The sequence below is a fragment of the Chryseobacterium lathyri genome, assembly GCF_030812195.1.
Lineage (GTDB): Bacteria > Bacteroidota > Bacteroidia > Flavobacteriales > Weeksellaceae > Chryseobacterium > Chryseobacterium lathyri_A.
In genome coordinates this window covers 729640-752394 of record NZ_JAUSSF010000001.1, presented here as the reverse complement: position 1 = coordinate 752394, position 22755 = coordinate 729640, and the positions used below count along the sequence as shown (strand labels likewise).

Here is a 22755-nt window from a genome sequence, read left to right as displayed (position 1 = left end):
GGGTTGTGTTTTGGGGAATTATTTTCATCATTTTATCGATTCATTTGTTAAAATTGCTGTGAATAGTATATGAACTGAATGTTAAAATTATGTTAAAGTTTTATTCGGAGTTTTAGCCCGGAACTGATTCAGCATATTATTAAAAATAAGATAAGTCCGGACATCTGTTTTCATCACCTCTCAGAAACATTCGATATTTATTTTGATAATGACTAAATTACATTTATTTGACTGTTATTCTATCATTTGTCTATTCTTGTTTTTTATGATAAGCTCAATATTTTTGAAACGTTTTCTCGCTGTCCCAAAGTGCTTTTTCAGTACAGTCTACCGCTAAATTCTGAAAATTGTTTGTTATTTGAATACTTTCTTTTATTTTAGAAATGTAGAAATAACATTTATTAATGAACCGAAAATCGCTGATACTATTTTTAGGCTTTACTTCGCTTGCTTTCGGGCAGGTTAAGAAAAATGTTAGCTACTTTCCGCTTAACAAAGTTCATTTGTCCGAAAGTGTTTTCAGCAGGGCAATGCAGACAGATGAAAAATACATCCTGTCGATGGATGCTGACCGGCTTCTTGCACCTTATCTGAAAGAAGCTGGGCTTAAGCCTAAAAAAGAAAACTATCCCAACTGGGAAAACACAGGTTTAGACGGACATATCGGCGGACATTATGTTTCTGCTTTGGCACTGATGTATGCTTCTACAGGCGATCAAAAAATCAAGCAACGACTTGATTATATGATCGATGAATTGGAACGTTGCCAGAATCTTTCAGGAAACGGTTATCTTTCCGGCGTTCCAAACGGAAAAAAAATCTGGAAAGAGATTGCCGACGGGAACATCCGTGCTGCAACTTTCGGGTTGAACGACCGTTGGGTTCCTTTGTATAATATTCACAAAATATATTCAGGTTTGCGTGATGCCTATTGGTATGCAGACAATGAAAAGGCGAAGAAAATGCTGATAAAACTCACAGATTGGATGGCTGATGAAGTTTCCGGACTATCTGATGAGCAAATTCAGGAGATGCTTCGCAGTGAACACGGCGGTCTGAATGAAGTTTTTGCAGACGTTTACGACATTACAAAAAATCCGAAATATTTAAAACTTGCTCACCGTTTTTCTCATCTTGCCATTTTAAACCCTTTACTGAATGGTGAAGATAAGCTTACAGGAATCCATGCCAATACGCAGATTCCTAAAGTGACTGGTTTTAAGAGAATTGCAGATTTGGAAAATAATAAAGAATGGAGCAATGCGGCAGATTTTTTCTGGACCAATGTCACACAAAAACGTTCATCGGTTATCGGGGGAAACAGTGTAAGTGAACATTTCAATCCTATCAATGATTTCAGCGGAATGATTAAAAGCATCGAAGGTCCGGAAACCTGCAATACCTACAATATGCTGAAACTTTCCAAAGAATTATATGCAACAAATCCGAAATCATCTTATGTAGATTATTACGAAAGAGCTTTATATAATCATATTCTTTCCACACAAAACCCTGAGAAAGGTGGTTTTGTGTATTTCACACCGATGCGTCCCGGTCATTACAGGGTGTATTCCCAGCCGGAAACAAGCTTTTGGTGCTGCGTGGGCTCCGGAATGGAAAATCATGCCAAATATGGTGAAATGATTTATGCTTATTCAAATGAAGATCTGTATGTGAATCTGTTCATCCCTTCTATTTTAAAATGGTCCGAAAAGAAATTGATCCTAAGGCAGGAAAACAATTTCCCGGAATCGGCATCAACAAAATTGATTTTTGATGTGGCTTCAAAATCAAATATAAATTTAAAACTAAGAGCACCGGAATGGTCAGATCGCTCTCAAATTATCATTTCAATTAATGGTAAAAATATAAATGTAAAAGCTGATCCAGAAGGTTATTTTTTGATCAAAAGAAAATGGAAAAAAGGCGATGTCATCGAAATGAAAATGCCGATGCACCTTTCCGCAGAACAGCTTCCGGATCATTCAGATTATTTTGCCTTTAAATACGGCCCGATTGTTTTGGGCGCGAGATATGGAAAAGAAAATCAGAACGGACTTTTCGCGGATGACAGCAGAGGCGGACATATTGCTCACGGACCCCAGATTCCTTTGAATGAAATTCCGACTATTTTAGGAAGCTCATCTTCGGTTTTAAATCATTTGGAAACGGTTAAGGGAAAAGATTTCACATTCAGATTAACAGGTTTATATCCTCAGAATAAATTTAGCAACGGGTTAGAATTGGTTCCGTTTTATAAAATTCAGGAAGAACGGTACATCATTTATTTCCCGCAGGCCAGCCAGGATAAAATTGAAACCATTCAAAAGCAAAAAGCTAAGGAAGAAGAAGAAATCAGAAAGCTGGACAAACTCACTGCAGACAAAATCCAGTTGGGTGAGCAGCAGCCGGAGTCAGATCATTTCATCGACAGCAAAGACTCGAATACAGGTTATATGGAAGACCGCCATTTTCGTGAGGCAAAGGGTTGGTTTAGCTACCAGATGAGAAACAAAGATAAAAATGCAAAATATCTTTATCTTCTTTATTTTGATGCTAACAACAACCGCACTTTGAATGCAGAAATCAATGGAATAAAAGTTATTGCTAAAAATTTCGAAGGAAAATCGGGCAGCTCCCCGCAATCTTTATTAATCCCAGTTCCTGAATCAGAAATACGTAAGGAGATCCTTAACGTAAAGTTTAATTCAGGTGAAAAATCGATGACTCCGAAAATTATCGAAGTAAGATTGCTGACCCAAATGCCAGATAAAACTAAATAAACCTTGACAAGGCTTATTAGAAAAAATTAAACCAATGAACAATAAACTCAACAAAATTTTAAGCTTAATTCTCTGTACATTCTGCATTTTCATTGATGCAAAAATTACACTTCCGGCATTGGTTTCAGACGGAATGGTTTTACAAAGAAACCAAAAGCTGAATGTTTGGGGAAAAGCAGATGCAGGAGAGAAAGTGGAAGTGAAATTCCTCAATAAAAATTATAAAACCACAGCTGATCAGGCTGGAAACTGGAAAATCACCCTTCCCGAGCAGAAAGCCGGAGGTCCTTACACAATGACCATCAATGAAATTACATTAAAAGATATTCTTATCGGCGACGTTTGGCTGGCTTCAGGGCAATCTAACATGGAACTGCCGATGCGTAGATTGATACCGCTTTACGCCGATGAAATTAAAAAAGCAAATAACCAGAATATCAGATTTTTCACAGTTCCTCAAAAATATAATTTCAAGTTACCTCAAACTGAGCTTGACAGCGGAAAATGGGAAGCTACCAATCCTCAGACTATTCTAAATTTCTCTGGAGTTGCTTATTTTTTTGCGAAACAGTTGAGTGAAAAAAATAAAGTTGCCGTTGGAATTATCCACACAAGTTTAGGCGGCTCGCCGATTCAGGCATGGATGGATGAAAATTCCCTGAAAAAATATCCTGAATATTTAGATGAAGCCAAAAAATGGCAGAATGATGAATTGATAAAATCTACAGAATCTTCAGAGCAGGCATCGAGTAAAGCCTGGTATGCAGAACTCGAGCAAAGCGATATCGGATTAAACCAGCATTGGGAAAGTTTTGATTTAAACGATTCCGATTGGAAAACAATGCAGATTCCCGGTTCCTGGGAAGATAAAGAAGGTTCTTTCGAAGGCGTAATTTGGTTCAGGAAAGAAGTTAATTTAACTAAAAATCAGGCACAAAAAGCAGCCTTTTTAAATTTAGGAAGAATAAAAGACGCCGATGTTACCTATATTAATGGAAAAAAAGTAGGAAATGTAACCTACGAATATCCACCTCGCTGGTACGATATTCCGGCCGGCGTTTTAAAAGAAGGAAAAAATGTGATTGCTGTGAGAATTACCAATGGAAGCGGGAAAGGACAGTTCATCGCTGACAAGCCTTATTACCTTGAAATTGACGGAAATAAAATCGATTTAAAAACCGAATGGAAATATAAAATCGGAGCCAAAATGGAAAAAATGGCTCCCGGGCAAACCTTCATCCGATGGAAGCCAACCGGATTATACAACGCGATGATCCATCCGCTTATTAATTACAATATTAAAGGAGCAATCTGGTATCAGGGCGAAAGTAATACCGGAAAACCAAAAGAATACGGAGATTTGCTGACCACAATGATTAACGATTGGCGAAACAAATGGAATCAGAAAGATTTACCTTTCTTTACCGTACAGCTGGCAAATTTTATGGAACCCAAAGCACAACCTGTAGAAAGTAATTGGGCAGAACTCAGAGACCAGCAACGTCAGGTTTCACTGAAAGTTCCGAATACCGGACTTGCTGTGATTATCGATACAGGAGACTGGAATGATATTCATCCTTTAAACAAGAAAACAGTGGGTGACAGGCTGGCGTTGCAGGCGTTAAAAGTTGCATACCAAAAAAATATCATTGCAGACGGGCCTGTTTACCAATCAATGAAAATTGAAGGAAATAAAATTGTTCTTTCTTTTAAAAAAGGAACTGATGATTTTGTATCTGTTTCAGAATTAAAAGGCTTTACCATCAAAGGAAAAGACGGGAAATATGAATGGGCAAAGGCAAAAATCGAAGGCAATAAAATCCTTGTCTGGAATGACACGATTTCAAATCCCGTTTCAGTACGATACGACTGGTCAGACAATCCGGACGGCAATCTGAAAAATAAATCAGGACTTCCGGCTTCACCATTTACTACAGAATAATCAATTTGAAATTCAAACTATAAAAAACATATGAACAACTCATCCCCAAAAATATCTGTCGTTGAAAAAGTAGGCTACAGCTTAGGAGATCTGGCGGCTAATTTGGTCTTCCAGACGCTCGTAACATATTTGGCATACTTTTACACCGATATTTATGGATTAAAAGCAGAAGATGCATCCATCATCACGCTCACCGTTGGCCTGATTGCCGGTTTTGGCTTCAATCCTCTTGTTGGAGCACTGGCAGACAGAACCCGTACAAAATGGGGTAAATTCCGTCCGTGGATTTTACTTTCTGCAATTCCGTTGGGTGCAGCAGCACTCTTCGCCTTCAGCACACCTGATTTTTCTTATAAAGGGAAAATGATATATGCGGCAGTTACGTATTCATTGCTGCTGCTGCTTTATGCGGCCAATAATTTACCTTATGCTGCTTTAAGCGGCGTTATCACGGGAGATATGGGCGAAAGAAACAGTATTTCATCATACCGTTTTGTGGCTGTGATGTTTGCCCAGTTTTTTGTGCAGGTTTTTATGCTTCCGATTATTTTATCTGCAGGACATGGTGACAAAGCAGCCGGAATCGAGGTGGTAATGACCTGGCTTGCCATTATCGGGACGGTAATGTTGCTCATCACATTCTTCACCACCAAAGAAAGAGTCATTCCAAAACCGGAGCAGGAATCAACGTTGGGTGCAGATTTAAAAGATTTAAAGAAAAATAAGCCCTGGATTATCATGCTGATCGTTACAGCTTTGATTTTCATTACATTAGCAATGAAAGGTGGTTCATACGTCTATTATTTTAACAATTATGTAGACGAAGCTTCACTTCAGCAGTTTATATCACCTATTACCAATTTCTTCAATTCTATCGGAATGAATTTCTTTGGGGAAGATCCCCGTTCAGCAGGTTTCGGATTGTTCAATGCAGGCGGGATCATTATGATGATCATTGGGATTACTTTTTCCAAGAGATTTGCTGATAAATATGGTAAAAGAGATGCATTCATCGCTTCACTTTTTATTTCAACATTATTTGTTTTGGCATTCATATTTTATCCGCCAAAATCTGTAGGATTGATGTTTTTATCCCAAATTCTACACGGTTTTTTCTATGGAATCGGAACGCCGCTGCTTTGGGCAATGATTGCTGATGTCGCCGATTATTCAGAATGGAAAAATAACAGGCGGGCAACAGCAATTATTTTCTCGGCAATGATGGTCGGTTTAAAAGTCGGTTTAAGCATCGGAAGCTCATTGGTAGCCTACATCATCGGTCAGTACGGTTATATTTCTTCCGAAGGGGCAGTGAATGTTTTACAGCCGGAAACCGTTTCAGCAGGCGCAAAAATGCTGGTCAGCGTATTTCCTTCCATTCCGTTCTTTTTAGCGTGCGGCTTGCTGATGTTCTATGAAATCAACAAAAAGATGGAAATTAAAATAGAGCAGGATCTTAAAAAAAGAAGAAAATCAAAGGATTAATCAAAATATTTTTGGGCAGCTTTATCCGTCTTCCGCTCCCGCTTTTTTGTTCCGCTTCGCTCCACAAAAAGAGCTCCGCTCAAGCCGAGCTGCGTGCGATTCGAATTCAAAAATCTTGACAATATTAATTGGAAAAATCAATAGGAACGGGCTTTAACCTGTTCAATAAAAGACAAGGAAAAAGGCTTTAGCCAAAATTTATAAGTTGCGGCTAAAACCAAATGAAAATATAAATCTTATGAAAAAAATAGTAGCATTATTAGGAATTTTAGCCTTAACCGTCTCCTGCAAAACAGCAGGCACGGCCAGCTCTGACAATACCCTGAAAAGCGCGTTCAAAAATAAATTCTACATCGGAACTGCAATGAGCCTTCCGCAGGTTAACGAAACGGATACCAAATCAGTTGAGATCATTAAAAATCAGTTCAGTTCAATTGTGGCGGAAAATTGTATGAAATCAATGTTTTTGCAGCCGGAAGAAGGCAAATTCTTCTTTGATGATGCCGATAAATTCGTGGCGTTCGGAGAGAAAAATAAAATGTTTATCATCGGTCATACTCTGGTTTGGCATTCACAGCTTCCCAAGTGGTTTTTTGTGGATAAAGATGGAAAAGACGTTTCCGCGGAAATTTTAAAACAAAGAATGAAAAACCACATCACAACGGTTGTTACCAGATACAAAGACAGGGTAAAAGGTTGGGATGTTGTGAATGAAGCCATAATGGAAGACGGTTCTTACCGTAAGAGCAAATTCTATGAAATCCTTGGCAAAGAGTTTATTCCTCTGGCATTTCAATATGCTCAGGAGGCAGACCCGAACGCAGAACTGTACTATAATGATTACAACGAATGGCATCCCGGAAAAGTTCAGACCGTGATAAAAATGGTTGAAAATATAAAGTCCAGAGGAATACGGGTTGATGGTGTAGGTATGCAGACTCACGTCGGACTGGATTCTCCCTCCATCAGTGAATACGAAAAAGCACTGGTTGATTATGCTTCTGCCGGAGTCAAAGTAAATGTTACTGAAATGGAAATCAGCGCGCTTCCTTCGCCTTGGGGAACTTCCGCCAACGTTTCTGACACTGTAGAATATCAGGCAAAAATGAATCCTTACACCAAAGGCCTTCCGGAAAATGTAAAGGCAGAGTGGGAAAACCGTTATCTTGATTTTTTCAGATTATTCCTAAAACATCAGGATAAAATCAGAAGAGTGACTTTGTGGGGTGTTACTGATAATCAATCCTGGAAAAATGATTTCCCGGTAAAAGGCAGGACAGATTATCCGTTACTTTTCGACAGGAATGATCAGGCAAAACCTGTGGTGAAAAAGATTATTCAATTAACAAAAGAAAAATAAGTCTAACATCTAGTTTCTAACATCTAACTTCCAATTTAAACAATGAAAAAAGCAAAATATCTATTCCCGAAAGACTATATGGCAGATCCTTCCGTACACGTTTTTGAAGGCAAATTGTACATCTACCCCTCACACGACCGGGAAAGCGGAATAGAAGAAAATGACAACGGAGACCACTTTGATATGAATGATTATCACGTTTTTTCCCTGGATGATGTAGAGAATGGTGAAATCACAGACCATGGTACTGTTCTTTCGGTAAAAGACATTCCCTGGTCGGGAAGGCAGTTGTGGGATTGCGATGTTGCCCATAAAAACGGCAAATTTTATATGTATTTTCCGTTAAAAGATAAAAATGATATCTTCAGAATCGGCATTGCGGTAAGCGAAAAGCCTTACGGTCCGTTTATTCCCGAAAAACATCCGATAATGGGAAGCTACAGCATCGATCCCTGTATTTTTGAGGAAGATGGAAAGCATTATATGTATTTCGGTGGAATCTGGGGCGGACAATTGCAGCGTTACAGAAACAACAAAGCACTGGAATCGGCCATTCTTCCTAATGATAATGAGCCGGCAATTCCTTCAAAAGTCGTTTTATTGAGTGATGATATGCTGGAATTTGAAGAAGAACCGAAAGACGTTCTGATTCTGGACGAAAACGGAAATCCTTTGCTTCACGGTGACAAACATCGCTTTTTCGAAGCTTCCTGGATGCACAAATACAACGGCAAATATTATTTTTCATATTCTACCGGCGATACACATTTGATTTGTTATGCTACAGGAGATAATCCGTACGGCCCGTTTACTTTTCAGGGTGAGATTCTAACGCCTGTAATAGGATGGACAACCCATCACAGCATTGTGGAGTTCAAAGGGAAATGGTATTTGTTCTTTCACGACTCTGTACCGAGTGAAGGCAAAACCTGGCTGAGAAGTATGAAAGTAATTGAGCTTGAATATGACGAAAATGGTAAAATTAAAACCATTGAAGGTTTGGAAGAAAATCAATAGAAACGGGCTTTAGCCCGTTTTAAAATAGAATATGCAATTTGGCTTCAGCCAAAACCTAAATAATTTTGAAAAATTCACCAATGCAAAAATTCCGACTTTACATTCTGTTATTTTTGATGATTCCGTTTGCAATTTTCGCAGAAGACGGAAGTCAGCTCTGGCTTCGGTTTCCGGCAAAAAATGGAATTTCGGCAGATAAAATCATTTTCAAAGGAAATAATCCGACTTTAAATATTGCCAGAAAAGAGTTGATGAATCATTGGCAGGGTCAGGAAATTGAACTTCGAACCGACAGATCATTAAAAAACCTGAAAGGCGGTTACAAAATACAGTCAGTTCAGAATAAATTGGTTATTTCTGCAGAAAAGGAAATCGGCTTATTGTATGGGGTTTATCATATTTTGCGGCTGCAGCAGACAAAATCGACTACAACAGATATTAACATCATCGAAAAACCATCTTACGATGTAAGAATTCTCAACCATTGGGACAATCTGGATGGAACGATAGAGCGCGGTTATGCCGGGCACTCCCTTTGGAAATGGGAAGATTTACCCAACAAAATTTCCCCTAGATACGAAGAATATGCCAGAGCGAATGCATCCATCGGAATTAATGCAGCCGTTCTCAACAACGTGAACGCATCACCGAATATGCTCCGAAAGGATTATCTTGAAAAAGTAAAAGTTCTGGCAGACATTTTCAGACCTTACGGCATTAAAGTATATTTATCCGTGAATTTCTCATCACCGAAAGTGTTGGGAGGACTTGAGAATTCAGACCCTCTGAACAAAGATGTTCAGAAATGGTGGAAGGAAAAAGCATCAGAAATTTATAAATTAATTCCTGATTTCGGCGGATTTTTGGTGAAAGCCAATTCTGAAGGACAACCGGGACCGCAGGATTATGGAAGAACCCACGCAGACGGAGCCAATATGATGGCAGATGTTCTGAAACCTTACGGCGGAATCGTGATGTGGAGAGCATTTGTATACAGCCCGAGCAAAGAAGACCGTGCAAAGCAGGCTTATCTGGAATTTGTTCCTCTTGACGGTAAATTCAGGGATAATGTCATTATTCAGATCAAAAACGGACCTGTTGATTTCCAGCCTCGTGAAGCATTTAATCCACTTTTCGGAGCTTTAAAGAAAACTCCGGAAATGGTTGAGTTTCAGATTACCCAGGAATATCTGGGACATTCTAATCACCTGGTTTATTTGGCTCCATTATTTAAAGAAACTTTAGATAGTGATACTTATTCGGATGGCAGGGGTTCCACAATTGCTAAAATTACGGACGGAACATTAAGGCCTTCAAAAATTTCGGCTATTTCGGCTGTTGCCAATATCGGGGAAGATAAAAACTGGACAGGTCATCATTTTGCACAGGCCAATTGGTATGCTTTTGGGCGTCTGGCCTGGAACCACGATCTGACTTCAGAACAGATTGCCGATGAATGGATCAAAATGACCTTTACCGATAACGAAAAATTTCTCAATCCTGTAAAAGAAATAATGCTCACTTCAAGAGAAACTGTGGTGGATTATATGATGCCGCTCGGTTTACACCATATTTTTGCAGGAGGACATCATTATGGCCCGGAACCTTGGGGCGATTACAAGGGTGGAAGACCGGACTGGTCGCCGGTATATTATCATAGGGCCGACGCACAGGGAGTCGGGTTCGACAGAACAAAAACAGGAAGTAATGCGGTTTCACAATATTTTCCTCCATTAAATGAAACGTATGGAAACATTAAGACCTGCCCAGAAAACCTGATTCTCTGGTTCCATCATGTTCCATGGGATTATAAAATGAAAGACGGAAAAACTTTGTGGGAAGAACTTTCTTACAAATACGATACAGGTGTAAAAAATGTCCGTGATTATCAAAAATTCTGGGACAAAATGCAGCCTTATATTGATGAAGAAAGATTTGCAGAAGTCCGGTCGAAGCTTACAATTCAGGCAAAAGATGCTGTTTGGTGGAAAGATGCCTGCTTGCTTTATTTTCAGACTTTTTCAAAAATGCCGATTCCTTATGACATTGAAAAACCGGTTCATGAAATGGAAGATTTGAAGAAAATTAAACTGAACATGGGGCATCACAATTAAATCTTTATAAGAATAACTTAAACAAATTTTATATGAAATTTTTTATTGACACAGCCAACCTCTCGATGATAGAGGAGGCCAACGCATTGGGAATACTTGATGGCGTTACCACCAATCCTTCTCTCATGGCAAAAGAAGGAATTTCCGGTAAAGAAAATATCCTTAACCATTACCTTGAAATCTGCGATATTGTAGATGGAGATGTAAGTGCAGAGGTCATCGGGATTACTTATGACGAAATGATTGCAGAAGGAGAGGAGCTGGCGGCGCTACATCCTCAGATTGTGGTAAAAGTTCCCATCACCAAAGACGGAATCAAAGCGATCAAATATTTTTCAGGAAAAGGAATCCGTACCAACTGTACCCTTATTTTTTCTGCCGGACAGGCACTTTTAGCTGCAAAAGCCGGTGCAACTTATGTTTCACCTTTTTTAGGAAGGCTGGATGATGTTTCTACCGACGGGCTGAATTTAATTGAAGAAATAAGAACCATTTTTGACAATTTCGGCTTCGAAACAGAGATTCTAGCGGCTTCCGTAAGACACAGCATGCACATTATAAATTGTGCGAAAATAGGCGCCGATGTGGTAACATGCCCATTACCTCCGATCTTGTCTTTGCTAAAGCATCCCTTGACAGACAGCGGCCTGGAGCAGTTTATAAAAGATTCACAGAAAATGAAATAAATATATGTAGAATGTGCTGATTGTTTTTTATAATAAATATTTTAAATTATTCGAATAATATTAAAATTGGCTTAGTCAGATATATTATAAAAAGCATAAATTGCAGTTATCTATGAAGGAGAAATTAATCAATCATACAAAAGAAGCATTTCAATCGTTCTTCCGGACAGAACCGGATCATATTTTTCTTGCTCCGGGAAGAATTAATATTATTGGTGAGCACGTAGATTACAGTGATGGCTTTGTGCTTCCTGCAGCCATAGATAAATATATTTGTTTTGCCGTAAAAAAGGCGGATGATTCAGAAAACTGCACTTTTTTCGCGAAAGATTTTGATGATTCTTTCAGCTTTAATGTTAATCAAAAACAAACTCCGGTTTCACAGGTCTGGGTGAATTATCTGCTGGGTGTTTTTAACGCTGTTCAGGAAAGCGGAAAACAGATCGAAGGTCTACAGATTGCTTTTAGCAGTACGATTCCGATGGGATCTGGTTTATCTTCTTCCGCAGCTTTGGAATGTGGATTTGCCTTTATTCTCAATCAGCTTTTTGATTTAAATTTACCCAAGAAAGAGCTGGCGCTCATTGGTCAGAAGTCCGAACATACCTTTGTGGGTGTCAATTGTGGAATTATGGACCAGTTCGCATCCGTTTTCGGTAAAGAACATCAAGTGATCATGCTGGACTGCAATTCTTTGGAACATCAGTATTTTGAAGCTAATTTAGGAGATCACAGCCTGGTGCTTTTTGACAGTTGTGTAAAGCATACCCATCTGACTTCCGGCTACAACGACAGGAGGAAAGACGTTGATAACGGAAAAAAAGTGTTATGGCAAAAATTTCCTGAAGTAGAAAAGTACAGAGATTTCAGCTTTTCCATGCTTGATGCAGTGAGGGCTGAAATAGGGGAAATATCCTATAAAAGATGCAGGTATCTTTTAAAAGAAATTGAAAGAGTGAAGAAAGCTGCCAAAGCTTTATCAGAAGGTGATGTGGAATATTTGGGAACACTTCTTACCGAAACTCATTCCGGGCTTTCCACTGAATATGAAGTGAGCTGTGAAGAGCTTGATTTTATGGTAAAAGAAACTTTGAAGGAAAACGGCGTTTTAGGTGCGAGAATTATGGGTGGCGGTTTTGGCGGATGCAGCATCAATTTGATCAAAAATGAAAATATAAAGGATGTGATTGAAAAAATCAGCGAAAAATATAAAGCAGATTTTGATATCGAGATGAAAGTGTACCATGTAAAAATATCGGATGGAATTAATGAATACCAAAGAAATGAATTCGTCATTTAATCAGAAAAAACATCCTCACAGAAGATATAATCCGCTTTTGGACGAGTGGATTTTAGTTTCCCCACAAAGAGCCAGCCGGCCCTGGCAGGGACAAACCGAAAAAACGGCTGAAGACCAGCTTCCAGCTCACGACCCGAATTGCTATTTATGTTCAGGGAACATCCGCGCTAATGGTGAGAGAAATCCTGATTATCAAGGAGTCTATGTTTTTGACAATGATTTTGGCTCTCTGATGAAAGAAGAGGTAACGTTTTCCAATGAACAGCCGGATTTTTTTTCATTGAAGCCGGAACGGGGAATCAACAGGGTTATTTGCTTCTCAGAAAATCACAGCCTTACGTTACCGGAAATGGAAGTAGAAGATATCAAAAAAGTGGTAGATGTGTGGCAGGAACAGTACAAAGAACTTGGCGCTGAAGATTACATTAATCACGTTCAGATTTTTGAAAATAAAGGAAGTGTAATGGGCTGCAGCAACCCGCATCCCCACGGACAAATCTGGGCACAGTCATCCATTCCGTCTACAGTTTTGAGAACACAGGAGAATCTGAAGAAATATTTTGAAAAAACCGGAAATTCTCTTTTAGAAGATTATATAAAAAAAGAACTGGAAATCAATGAAAGAATCATTCTGCAAAATGAAGATTTTGTAGTGGTGGTTCCATTTTGGGCTGTCTGGCCTTACGAAACAATGATCGTCAGCAAAAGAAAAGCTGAAAATTTATTAGAGTTTTCAGATAGCGAAAAACTTTCTTTAGCATTGATAATAAAAGATGTAACAACCATTTATGACAATCTCTTTGAGATTTCTTTTCCATACTCTGCGGGAATTCATCAATCACCAACCGATGGAAAACTGCACGCGGAATGGCATTTCCACATGCATTTTTATCCGCCACTGCTTCGAAATGCAGAGGTAAAAAAGTTTATGGTGGGTTACGAAATGCTGGCGGAACCGCAGCGCGACATCACACCGGAACAAAGCGCGGAAATATTGAAAAATATTTCGGTTATGCACTATAAAATCCATAAATAAAAGAGCTTAACTTTGCATTGTAAATTTTTAACTGATCAAGAGATTTCCACTTGAACTTTTTTGTAAAGAACTATTATGAGAGATATTAAACTGATTGTCACAGATATGGATGGCACTTTTCTCAATTCAGATTATGAAGTAGGCCCCAATTTTTCTGCTGTTTTTAAAGAACTGAAAAAAAGAAATATCCTTTTTGTGCCCGCAAGTGGCAGACAAATGCCTGGTATTACCCAATATTTTGAAGACATTAAAAATGATATTGGCTTTATTGCAGAAAATGGGGGATATGTCATTTACAAAAATGAAGAACTTTTCGCGGATAAATTAGACCATAAATTTATTGTTGATATCACAGCAGCTGTCCGTGAAATTCCTGGTGCGAGAGCAGTTTTGTCCGCAAAGAAGAAAGCTTATTATGAAAGTGACGATCAACAATTTGTTGATTATTTTACAAAATATTATACTGAGAATCAAAAAGTAAATGATTTGGGAGAAAAAGTTGATGACGATGTGTTCAAAATCGCAGTTTATCATCCTGAGGGTTCTGAAAAGAATCTTTACCCTTACCTGGAAAAATTCAGGAACAATAATCTTGAAGTTGTTGTATCCGGGAAATACTGGCTTGATATAATGAATAAAGGTATCAACAAGGGTAATGCACTGGAAAAGCTGCAGAATCTACTGAATATTTCACCATCCCAGACAATGTCTTTCGGAGATTACATGAATGATATTACCATGCTGGAAAAATCAAAATATTCTTATGCAATGGAAAATGCTCATCCTTCTGTAAAGGTTGCAGCCAGTTTTTCTACCCTTTCAAATGACGATTTTGGAGTTTTAGAAACAATTAGTGAATATTTAAAAATTTAGTCTAAGGATTTTCAGCATACCTTCTTTAATTAAATTTAATAGGTTAACTATTTTGTTTTTAAAGTTTCTTTTATTTTTTACCAAATGACAAATACCCTACAGGTTACTTTAGCTAACTTGCAATTATGAAAGAATTATTTGACTTTATTCTAAGGTTTGGAAATCTTAATCAACAACAGATTGATTTTATTTCAAGTAAAGCTCAGGAGATTACCCTGCCAAAAGATCAATATTTTTCAGAGGCAGGTAAAATTGCCCGCCAGGTAGGATTTATTGTAGATGGAATTTTAAGAGTTTGCTATTATAATAATGAGGGACAGGAAATCACCAAATACTTTGTAGAAGAAAATAATCTGGTGGTGGACCTGGAAAGTTTTGATAATGAGATTTGTTCAAGTACTTATGTTCAGGCGATAACCGATGCGAAAATGATCGTTTTTTCGAGAAAAGACTGGCTGGAGCTTTTACAGACAATTGTTGGCTGGGATGCTATTGTCCATAAAATTATTTCAAGAGCCTTAATACAGAAAGTGGAAAGAAGGAGTCCTTTGGTTTCAGAAGATGCAACAACCCGTTATCTTAAATTTTTGGAGATTTATCCCACAGTTGTTAATCGTATTCCACTGTCGTATATTGCTTCTTACTTAGGTGTTACCCAATCTTCATTGAGTAGAATTAGAAAAAATATCCGCTAAAGTTACTTTTTGCCAAATGGCAAATGATTCTATTTTTAATTGATGGAATTTTACATCATTAATTAAAACAAAGAATAATGAATTCAGCATTAATTACAGGAGCCAACAGAAGTATTGGTCTGGAAACAGCAAAACAACTTTCAGAAAAAGGATTTTTAGTTTATTTGGGAAGCCGTGATCTTGCAAAAGGTGAAGAGACCGTACAAGAGTTGTTAAAAAAGGGATTCCAAAATATTAAAGCAATTGAAATAGATGTTACTCAGCCCCATTCAATTTCAGCAGCAAGGAATATCATCGAAAAAGAACAAGGAAGGCTTGACATTCTAATTAATAACGCAGGAATCTTAGGAGTAAACCCTCAAACTGCATCGGATACCTCCATTGAACATATTCGGGAAGTGTTTGATACCAATTTCTTTGGGGCGATCAGCGTTACACAAGCGTTTTTGGAATTGCTCAAAAAATCGGATAGTCCCAGAATCAGCAATATTACTTCCGGACTTGGATCATTAACACTGCACAGTGATTCTACCTGGAAGTACTATGGCATAAAAGGGGCAGCTTATGGCCCTTCAAAATCAGCTTTAAATGCATACACCATTGTATTGGCTTATGAATTGAAGGATTTGCCTTTTAAAGTTAATGCCATCGATCCCGGCTATACCGCGACAGATTTTAACCATCACAGCGGCCATGGGTCTGTGGAAAGTGCAGCTTCCTTTATCATTAAGCACACGCTTACTGATGAAAATGCACCAACGGGACAATTTTTCAGTAATGACATAGAAGATGAGACAAAAATAAGCCCATGGTAAGGTCTGTAAATAGTAGAATGTTTAGAAATTATAATATGGAATTAATTTTTTTATGTAAGCTTTAGACTACAACAAAGCATTTGCAAAAAAGTTCCGGCCTTTATATTTTCTACAAAAACGTACAGAAGATTTTAAGCCCTGTAATTCTCAGTAATTACAGGGCTTTTATTTTTGATATAACTAGGATTATTATTAAAATGTTTTCAACCATGCTATCCAATTCCTGTTTTTCCAGATTTCCCAGTTTATTTGCTATTGTTAACCTAGCTCCCATAACAATTATTGTTTCATAATATTGCAATTAATAATATTTTATTTAACTGGTAATAAGTGAGTTACTTTCGTTTTTATAGGTTAGGATTTCAGAATTTACAACTTACACTATTTAAATAGACTTAAAAAAGGAGTTAATTTTACGACCTGATTTTTAAGATTGGATAACAAATAAATAGATAATCTTATATATTTTGATTAAAAGATCTACTTGAGTTGACCAAAAGGTTCTGTTTCTTTTTTACATTCATAGAAAGGCTGAAATTTTAAGATTACAGTCTTTTGCCGGTTATATTAAAGATCAGCTAAAATAAATATAGTATCATGTTTAAATTTTTTTCTTCCCATTTAACGGGAAAAAGGCAGCAGGCGAAAGATGAAATCGAATATGAGAAAAGTATTTTATTTGATGTTTATACGATTGTTCTTGTTTTTATTTTGATCAGTAATTTTTTATTGAACCTTATTTTTCTTGAGGAAGCTATTTATGCCGCAATATTTTTGGGAATGGCTTTGTTCATGCTCTGCACAATTTTATGGCCGGACAGGTTGCGCTTCAACAAACACTTACTCATGTTGCTTTTTATGTTTTTGGGGATTGTTATTTTTTATTGTGATACAGTAAGTGGAAGAGAAGTGATGAACTATTTAAGTTATATATCATTATCAATTGCCGTAGCATTTTTTTTTGATTATGATAAAGACAGAGCCATCGTATTTATGCTTTTGGGGCTATATATACTGTTTTTTTTAGTAAACATTATTACGGATTATTCTGTACTCACTTTTTTACAGCAGAACCTTTCCCCTGAAAAACAATGGTACGTTCGGGTTTATAAGGTAATGGAGATTGCTTTCTGTACGTTTGTCGGCATGTATTTTATTCACAGAAAGGAAAAAATGATCATTAAATATTATCTTGAAAAAGAGAAAATGAATGATCTGATTAAAAAGACAGATAAAATAAATTTTTCTGACACTCTGTATGAACTTGCCATGAGTAGGAACTCTTTATTTATCACCTATTTTAAATCTCAGTTTCCGGATTATTTCGAGAAAATTTTAGAATCCTGTCCCAATCTTGTTGCCTCAGAATTGGAGATCTGTGCTTTATTAAAACTAAACCTAAACACAAAAGATATGGCAGTTGCTACCAATACCACTGTCCGCGCTGTCGAAAATAAAAAATACAGAATACGGAAGAAGCTCAAGCTGTCTTCTGAAACAGACCTCAATTCATATATGATTGTTACATTTTAATTTGATTGTATTTAACATGTTGATTTTTAAATAAAAATGATTTTTAGTAAATATAAGTAGGCAAAGAAGTATATGTGAGTAGCTCTTTTTTTGCCCTCTACAATGTTTGTAATTAACATTGCACTGATAAAAAATGGATGTGGCTGATATGGTAAAAACAGATACATCCGGCTATTTTATTTTCTATAAAGTTTAATACACAAATGTCTCTATATAAGAGAATACTGCTGGATTCTATCAGTATACTCTTGGGGTATCCCAAAATGTTGAGAACAATTTCAACAATAACAATTTTTATAACACTAAATAAATGAGAAAATTTAAACTATTTCTTGTCGTCTCAGTTATTTGTACGGTCTCAGCTTACGGACAATCTCCTGGCGGGGTCAATGCAGATTTGGGATTATGGGTAAAGGCAGATGATGGCTTTACCCCATCATCATGGGCAGATAAATCAGGCAACAACTACCATCTTACCCAAAGTACTACAACATTACAACCTGCTTTAACAAATGCACCGGATAAATTTAATTTTAATCCGGCTGTTGATTTTAATAATAAAGCAATGGGGAATAATCAGATTGCAAACCGTGGGGTGAATAATAGCTTGTCGCTGTATTCGGTAGCCTCTCTTGAAACAAATTCGGGAGCCAATACTTTGATAGGGATCGGAGCAAACGGAGATAATCCGCACTTTGGAGCTTATCCAAACGCCACTTTTATGATGTATACCAGTTTATACGGAAGTGCTGACAACCCTGCTATGGCCATGTCAAAGTCTTATCTAATGTCAGGACACTGGCAGCATGCAACAGCAGGTACAGGCCGCCTGGAGCTTAATGGATTTACTGCCCGGACAGGGGGAATCAAAGTTCCGCAGCAGGGAATTTTGTTGTCGGGAATGACTTTATTAATTCCATTAACCAGCCATGGAGAGGATTGGTTCCTGAGGTTATTGTCTATACAAGCCCAAAATCAGGAAACGAAAACCAAAGAATCAGCAGCTATTTGGGAATTAAGTATGGCCTTACACTTCGTACAGGCGGAGTTGATTCCGGTACATTTGATTATCTTTCGTCAACAGGTGCTAATATTTGGAATGGCGCAGCGAATAGTGCCTATCACAACAATATTTTAGGAATAGGCCGTGATGATGCAGGCGCTTTATATCAAAAGCAATCAAAAAGCATTAATGAAAATCAGAAATTAATTATCGGAGCCGGAAGTTCATTATTTAATATGAATTCAGCTAATACGAACAGTCTTACGAACGGCCAGTTTCTGGTGACAGGAGATAACGGATTAAAACAGTCTTTATCCGTTTCCTTACTCTATCCCGGTGCAGCAGGAGGGGAAATCAACTATAGATTCGCTTCTGTATGGAAGGTCCGGAATACAGGAAACACAGGTACTGTAATTGTAGCATGGCCTAAGGGAATTGTAAATTTAAATTTAGTACGTTCTACAAATGAAACATTTGACACATCGGATGATTTTATTCCGATGACTGGCGAAGTGACTGTTAATGGAACAGTTTATAATACAGCTGTGGTTACGTTTAATGATGGAGATTATTTTACATTGGCCGGTTATGCACAGTCTCCGGGCGGGGTAGTGGCAGATTTAGGATTATGGGTAAAAGCAGATGATGGTTTTGCTCCTTCTTTATGGTCAGATAAATCGGGAAATGATTATCATCTTACACAAAGTACAGCCGGCTTACAGCCTGTTTTAGCAAATAGCGCGGATAAATTTAACTTTAACCCGGCTGTTAACTTTGATAATAAGGTGATGGGTAACAATCAGGTAGCAAACCGCGGAGTGAATAACAGTTTATCGCTGTATTCGGTAGCCTCTCTTGAAACAAATTCGGGAGCCAATACTTTAATTGGAGTAGGGACAGCAGGAGATAATCCCCACCTTGGAGCTTATCCAAACGCCACTTTTATGATGTATACCAGTTTATACGGGAGTGCTAGTAATCCTGCGATGACCATGTCAAAGTCTTATCTAATGTCAGGACACTGGCAACATGCCGTTGCTGGTACAGCTCGTATTGAGTTTAACGGATTTGCTGCCCGTACGGGGGGAAATCAAAGTTCCGCAGCAGGAAATTTTGTTGTTGGAAGTGACGGCATTACAGGAGCAAGCCAGCCATGGAGAGGGCTGGTTCCCGAAGTTATTGCCTATACAAACCCAAAATCAGGGAATGAAAACCAAAGAATTAATAGTTATTTAGGCATTAAATACGGTCTTACGTTACGTACAGGCGGAGTTGATTCCGGTACATTTGATTATCTATCATCAACAAGTGTTAATGTCTGGAATGGTACAGCAAATAGTACATATCACAACAATGTCTTCGGAATAGCCCGTGATGATGCAGGTGCTTTATATCAAAAGCAATCGAAAAGTGCTAATGAAGATCAGAAATTAATTATCGGAGCCGGAAGTTCATTATTTAATATGAATTCAGCTAATACGAACAGTCTTACGAACGGCCAGTTTCTTATGACAGGAGATAACGGATTAAGACAATCCTTATCAGTAGCGTTGTCAAATCCTGCAGCACAGGTTAATTATAGATTTGCTTCTATATGGAAAGTTCAGAATATCGGAAATACGGGTAATGTAATTGTCGCTTGGCCAAAAAAGATCTCAAATTTACATTTAATCCGTTCTACGGATCCAACTTTTGATACATCCGATGAATTTGTTCCAATGACTTCTGAAGTGACTGTAAACGGAACGGTTTATAATACAGCAGTAATCACTTTTAATAATGGAGATTACTTTACATTTGGCGGTTATGCTTATGCACCTGGCGGGGTAGCTAATTCATTAAGCTATTGGTACAGGGCAGATAAAGATGCTGCCAATAACGGTGCAGGCACAGAAGTTACTTCCTGGAAAGATTTTTTTTCCGGAACAGTTTCTTCTCAATTGGGGACAAATCCATTTCCGAAGTATGTAACTGGTGCAGCCAATTACTTCAATTTTAATCCTGGAATCAATTTCACTGCAACTAATCAGAGTTTGGGAAACACTAATGTACGTACGGTTTCAGAACTAGAATACGATATTTTTACCTTTACTAAAGAAGGGCTTCTTCCCGGAAGTACTAATACAAGGATTTTCAGCTCATTAGTTAATAATGCAAACCAATCCGGCAATATCGCATATTGGGATGGAATTGGAATTAATAAAAGATTTAACCCCAACCCCGATGAGATTGAAAGGGTAGACGCTGCTTATGCAGGTAGATACCTGGCAAATCCGGGAAATATTAATTTTTCAACCACCATTCCTAGTATTATGTATCATAGATTTACTAATACAGAGGTTTCAAAGGGTCTTAATGGAGTGGCTAATGGGGTAGTCGGTGCCCACCATGCTATGGGATATTTGAACGGAGGGCATGCCTTTGGGTCCACTATATTTTCAGGTAATGGAAGTGATAATGATAGTTTTAGAGGAAGTATTGGAGAGACTATTATTTATGGAGCAGGTAGTTTGACAGAAACAGAAAGAAGAAGGGTGGATTCCTATCTGGCCATTAAATATGGCCTTACTTTGGGACGTACAGCTACAAACCACTATTTGTCTTCAACAGAATCAGTGGTATGGAACGGAGGAGAAAATGCATCCTTTAATAACAATATTTTTGGGATCGGGCGTGATGATATCTCAGCATTGCATCAAAAAGTATCAAACAGTGTGAACAGTGGAACCATACTCACCATAGCAACTGATAATGACTTCGTATCGGAAAATCTTGCGGCATCAAGAACAGCTATTTCTGATGACCAGGAGTTTTTAATTGCAGGAGATAATAATATTGTTGCACTTCCTATGCAGACGGTTAATCTGGGAAATGGCAATGCTAAAATTATCCAGAGAGAGTGGCTTTTACAGAGAACAGGAACTATGGATACTGTATATTTTCAGGCTGATCTGTCAGCTTATGAAAGTCAGTTTTATAACCCGAACGTAGCTTATATGATAATAGCTGATGATGCTAATTTCACCGTTAACAGAATATTAGTTCAAGGTACAAAAACAGCAGGTAAATGGGTTTTTAATCATGATTTTAATACAGAAAACACAAAACGTTATATCACATTTGGAACGCTTGAAAATGCTGTTTGCTACAAGCCTGGAGCCATTGCTACAGCAGAAAATCCGGCATTGATCAGTAAGGTAGGAATCAGTTCATTAACAAGAGCTGGGATTCAGAACTCAGATAACTGGCCGGCAGTCCGAAATGGCGCGTGGCTGGTTCTGGAAGCCAGAACGAAAGGTTTTGTTGTGAACAGAATGCCTTTTAACACTTCAGGAAATCCGGTAGGAATTCCGGCTGCTGATTTTGTGGAAGGAATGCTGGTGTACGATACCACCAATAAATGTCTTAAAATGTATACCTCCCAGAACGGAGATGCATTAGCCTGGTTTTGTGTCAGTACACAAACCTGCCCTGATTAATAATAATTTCTGAGGGCCTGAATGATGTCATTCAATATTCAGGCTCTTGTTCTTTCATTAAACTTAAATTAAAATGATTAAAAATATAATTGTAATAAGCAGTTTTTTAATGACTGTTTCTTTACAGGCACAAATAGGAATAAGCACAGAAAGCGTAAGCAACGGTTCGGTTTCTTTAGAGTTTGGAAACAACGAAAATAAAGGTCTTCTTCTTCCCTATGTTACGGATAAAACCGGAATTACCGAAAATGGGACTGTCCTTTTTGATACAGCAGATCATAAAGTAAAATACTTAAAAGATACCAACACATGGTTTGATCTGAGCATAGATTCATCAGGAACCGCAGATCTGAGTATTCAGGATACTGACAGGGAAGAGCAGCCGGGAGCTAAGGTTTGTATCAGTACCACTGCAGGAGGAACAGATACCACAAAAGGAATCCTGGTACTCGCTGATGCAGATAAAGCCATGATACTGCCTAAAGTAGCAAGCCCTCATTTAAATATTATCAACCCAAGTGCCGGAATGTTGGCTTATGATACTGTAAAGAAACAGCTAGCAGTATATAACGGTACAGTATGGACGTTTTGGAAACCCTGAAATAAAAAGACCTTCTTAAATGAAGACTCTTTA

15 protein-coding genes are annotated in these 22755 nt (G+C 37.9%); all 15 read left to right on the top strand.

Annotation, left to right across the window (positions count from 1 at the left end):
* Positions 1-404: 404 nt before the first annotated feature.
* The 15 genes from J2T03_RS03555 (at position 405) to J2T03_RS03485 (ending at position 22722) form a co-directional block, all read left to right on the top strand.
* Positions 405-2783: a glycoside hydrolase family 127 protein gene (locus J2T03_RS03555; protein WP_307209468.1), complete on the top strand. Its 2379-nt coding sequence runs from the start codon at positions 405-407 to the stop codon at positions 2781-2783.
* 34 nt (positions 2784-2817) lie between these two features.
* A complete protein-coding gene (locus J2T03_RS03550) occupies positions 2818-4725 on the top strand; it encodes a sialate O-acetylesterase (RefSeq protein ID WP_307209466.1) in 1908 nt (635 codons plus the stop codon).
* Positions 4726-4755: 30 nt separating this feature from the next.
* Positions 4756-6210, top strand: a complete 1455-nt coding sequence (locus tag J2T03_RS03545) for an MFS transporter (protein WP_307209464.1) — start codon at positions 4756-4758, stop codon at positions 6208-6210.
* 238 nt (positions 6211-6448) lie between these two features.
* A complete protein-coding gene (locus tag J2T03_RS03540) occupies positions 6449-7570 on the top strand; it encodes an endo-1,4-beta-xylanase (RefSeq protein ID WP_307209462.1) in 1122 nt (373 codons plus the stop codon).
* Positions 7571-7612: 42 nt separating this feature from the next.
* The gene (locus J2T03_RS03535; RefSeq protein WP_307209461.1) at positions 7613-8587 is read left to right on the top strand and encodes a glycoside hydrolase family 43 protein; all 975 of its coding nucleotides are present in this window, start codon (positions 7613-7615) and stop codon (positions 8585-8587) included.
* An 80-nt stretch (positions 8588-8667) separates the two neighbouring features.
* Positions 8668-10701, top strand: coding sequence for an alpha-glucuronidase (locus tag J2T03_RS03530; protein WP_307209459.1), 2034 nt, complete (start codon positions 8668-8670; stop codon positions 10699-10701).
* 32 nt (positions 10702-10733) lie between these two features.
* Positions 10734-11387, top strand: coding sequence for a fructose-6-phosphate aldolase (gene fsa, locus J2T03_RS03525; RefSeq protein WP_307209458.1), 654 nt, complete (start codon positions 10734-10736; stop codon positions 11385-11387).
* Positions 11388-11499: 112 nt separating this feature from the next.
* Entirely contained in the window at positions 11500-12687 is a 1188-nt protein-coding gene (gene galK, locus J2T03_RS03520; protein ID WP_307209455.1) for a galactokinase, read from the top strand.
* Positions 12656-13723 carry a UDP-glucose--hexose-1-phosphate uridylyltransferase gene (locus J2T03_RS03515; RefSeq protein WP_373425268.1) on the top strand — a complete coding sequence of 356 codons (1068 nt, stop codon included), beginning with the start codon at positions 12656-12658 and terminating at the stop codon, positions 13721-13723. Before galK ends, J2T03_RS03515 begins: the two co-directional genes overlap by 32 nt.
* Before the next feature lie 75 nt (positions 13724-13798).
* Entirely contained in the window at positions 13799-14596 is a 798-nt protein-coding gene (locus tag J2T03_RS03510) for an HAD family hydrolase (protein ID WP_307209454.1), read from the top strand.
* A 125-nt stretch (positions 14597-14721) separates the two neighbouring features.
* Positions 14722-15291, top strand: coding sequence for a Crp/Fnr family transcriptional regulator (locus tag J2T03_RS03505; RefSeq protein WP_307209453.1), 570 nt, complete (start codon positions 14722-14724; stop codon positions 15289-15291).
* A 77-nt stretch (positions 15292-15368) separates the two neighbouring features.
* Positions 15369-16106 carry an SDR family oxidoreductase gene (locus J2T03_RS03500; protein WP_307209451.1) on the top strand — a complete coding sequence of 246 codons (738 nt, stop codon included), beginning with the start codon at positions 15369-15371 and terminating at the stop codon, positions 16104-16106.
* Positions 16107-16703: 597 nt separating this feature from the next.
* Positions 16704-17639, top strand: coding sequence for a helix-turn-helix transcriptional regulator (locus J2T03_RS03495; protein WP_307209449.1), 936 nt, complete (start codon positions 16704-16706; stop codon positions 17637-17639).
* A gap of 1008 nt (positions 17640-18647) precedes the next feature.
* Positions 18648-22121, top strand: coding sequence for a hypothetical protein (locus tag J2T03_RS03490; protein WP_307209448.1), 3474 nt, complete (start codon positions 18648-18650; stop codon positions 22119-22121).
* Between the two features lie 73 nt (positions 22122-22194).
* A complete protein-coding gene (locus tag J2T03_RS03485) occupies positions 22195-22722 on the top strand; it encodes a hypothetical protein (RefSeq protein WP_307209446.1) in 528 nt (175 codons plus the stop codon).
* The last annotated feature ends 33 nt before the right edge of the window (positions 22723-22755 follow it).

What these genes read in the sequence shown, in the direction of transcription:
- J2T03_RS03555 (WP_307209468.1), top strand. Translation starts at nt 405, where the DNA reads ATGAACCGAAAATCGCTGATACTATTTTTAGGCTTTACTTCGCTTGCT.
- J2T03_RS03550 (WP_307209466.1), top strand. Translation starts at nt 2,818, where the DNA reads ATGAACAATAAACTCAACAAAATTTTAAGCTTAATTCTCTGTACATTC.
- J2T03_RS03545 (WP_307209464.1), top strand. Translation starts at nt 4,756, where the DNA reads ATGAACAACTCATCCCCAAAAATATCTGTCGTTGAAAAAGTAGGCTAC.
- J2T03_RS03540 (WP_307209462.1), top strand. Translation starts at nt 6,449, where the DNA reads ATGAAAAAAATAGTAGCATTATTAGGAATTTTAGCCTTAACCGTCTCC.
- J2T03_RS03535 (WP_307209461.1), top strand. Translation starts at nt 7,613, where the DNA reads ATGAAAAAAGCAAAATATCTATTCCCGAAAGACTATATGGCAGATCCT.
- J2T03_RS03530 (WP_307209459.1), top strand. Translation starts at nt 8,668, where the DNA reads ATGCAAAAATTCCGACTTTACATTCTGTTATTTTTGATGATTCCGTTT.
- fsa (WP_307209458.1), top strand. Translation starts at nt 10,734, where the DNA reads ATGAAATTTTTTATTGACACAGCCAACCTCTCGATGATAGAGGAGGCC.
- galK (WP_307209455.1), top strand. Translation starts at nt 11,500, where the DNA reads ATGAAGGAGAAATTAATCAATCATACAAAAGAAGCATTTCAATCGTTC.
- J2T03_RS03515 (WP_373425268.1), top strand. Translation starts at nt 12,656, where the DNA reads ATGAATACCAAAGAAATGAATTCGTCATTTAATCAGAAAAAACATCCT.
- J2T03_RS03510 (WP_307209454.1), top strand. Translation starts at nt 13,799, where the DNA reads ATGAGAGATATTAAACTGATTGTCACAGATATGGATGGCACTTTTCTC.
- J2T03_RS03505 (WP_307209453.1), top strand. Translation starts at nt 14,722, where the DNA reads ATGAAAGAATTATTTGACTTTATTCTAAGGTTTGGAAATCTTAATCAA.
- J2T03_RS03500 (WP_307209451.1), top strand. Translation starts at nt 15,369, where the DNA reads ATGAATTCAGCATTAATTACAGGAGCCAACAGAAGTATTGGTCTGGAA.
- J2T03_RS03495 (WP_307209449.1), top strand. Translation starts at nt 16,704, where the DNA reads ATGTTTAAATTTTTTTCTTCCCATTTAACGGGAAAAAGGCAGCAGGCG.
- J2T03_RS03485 (WP_307209446.1), top strand. Translation starts at nt 22,195, where the DNA reads ATGATTAAAAATATAATTGTAATAAGCAGTTTTTTAATGACTGTTTCT.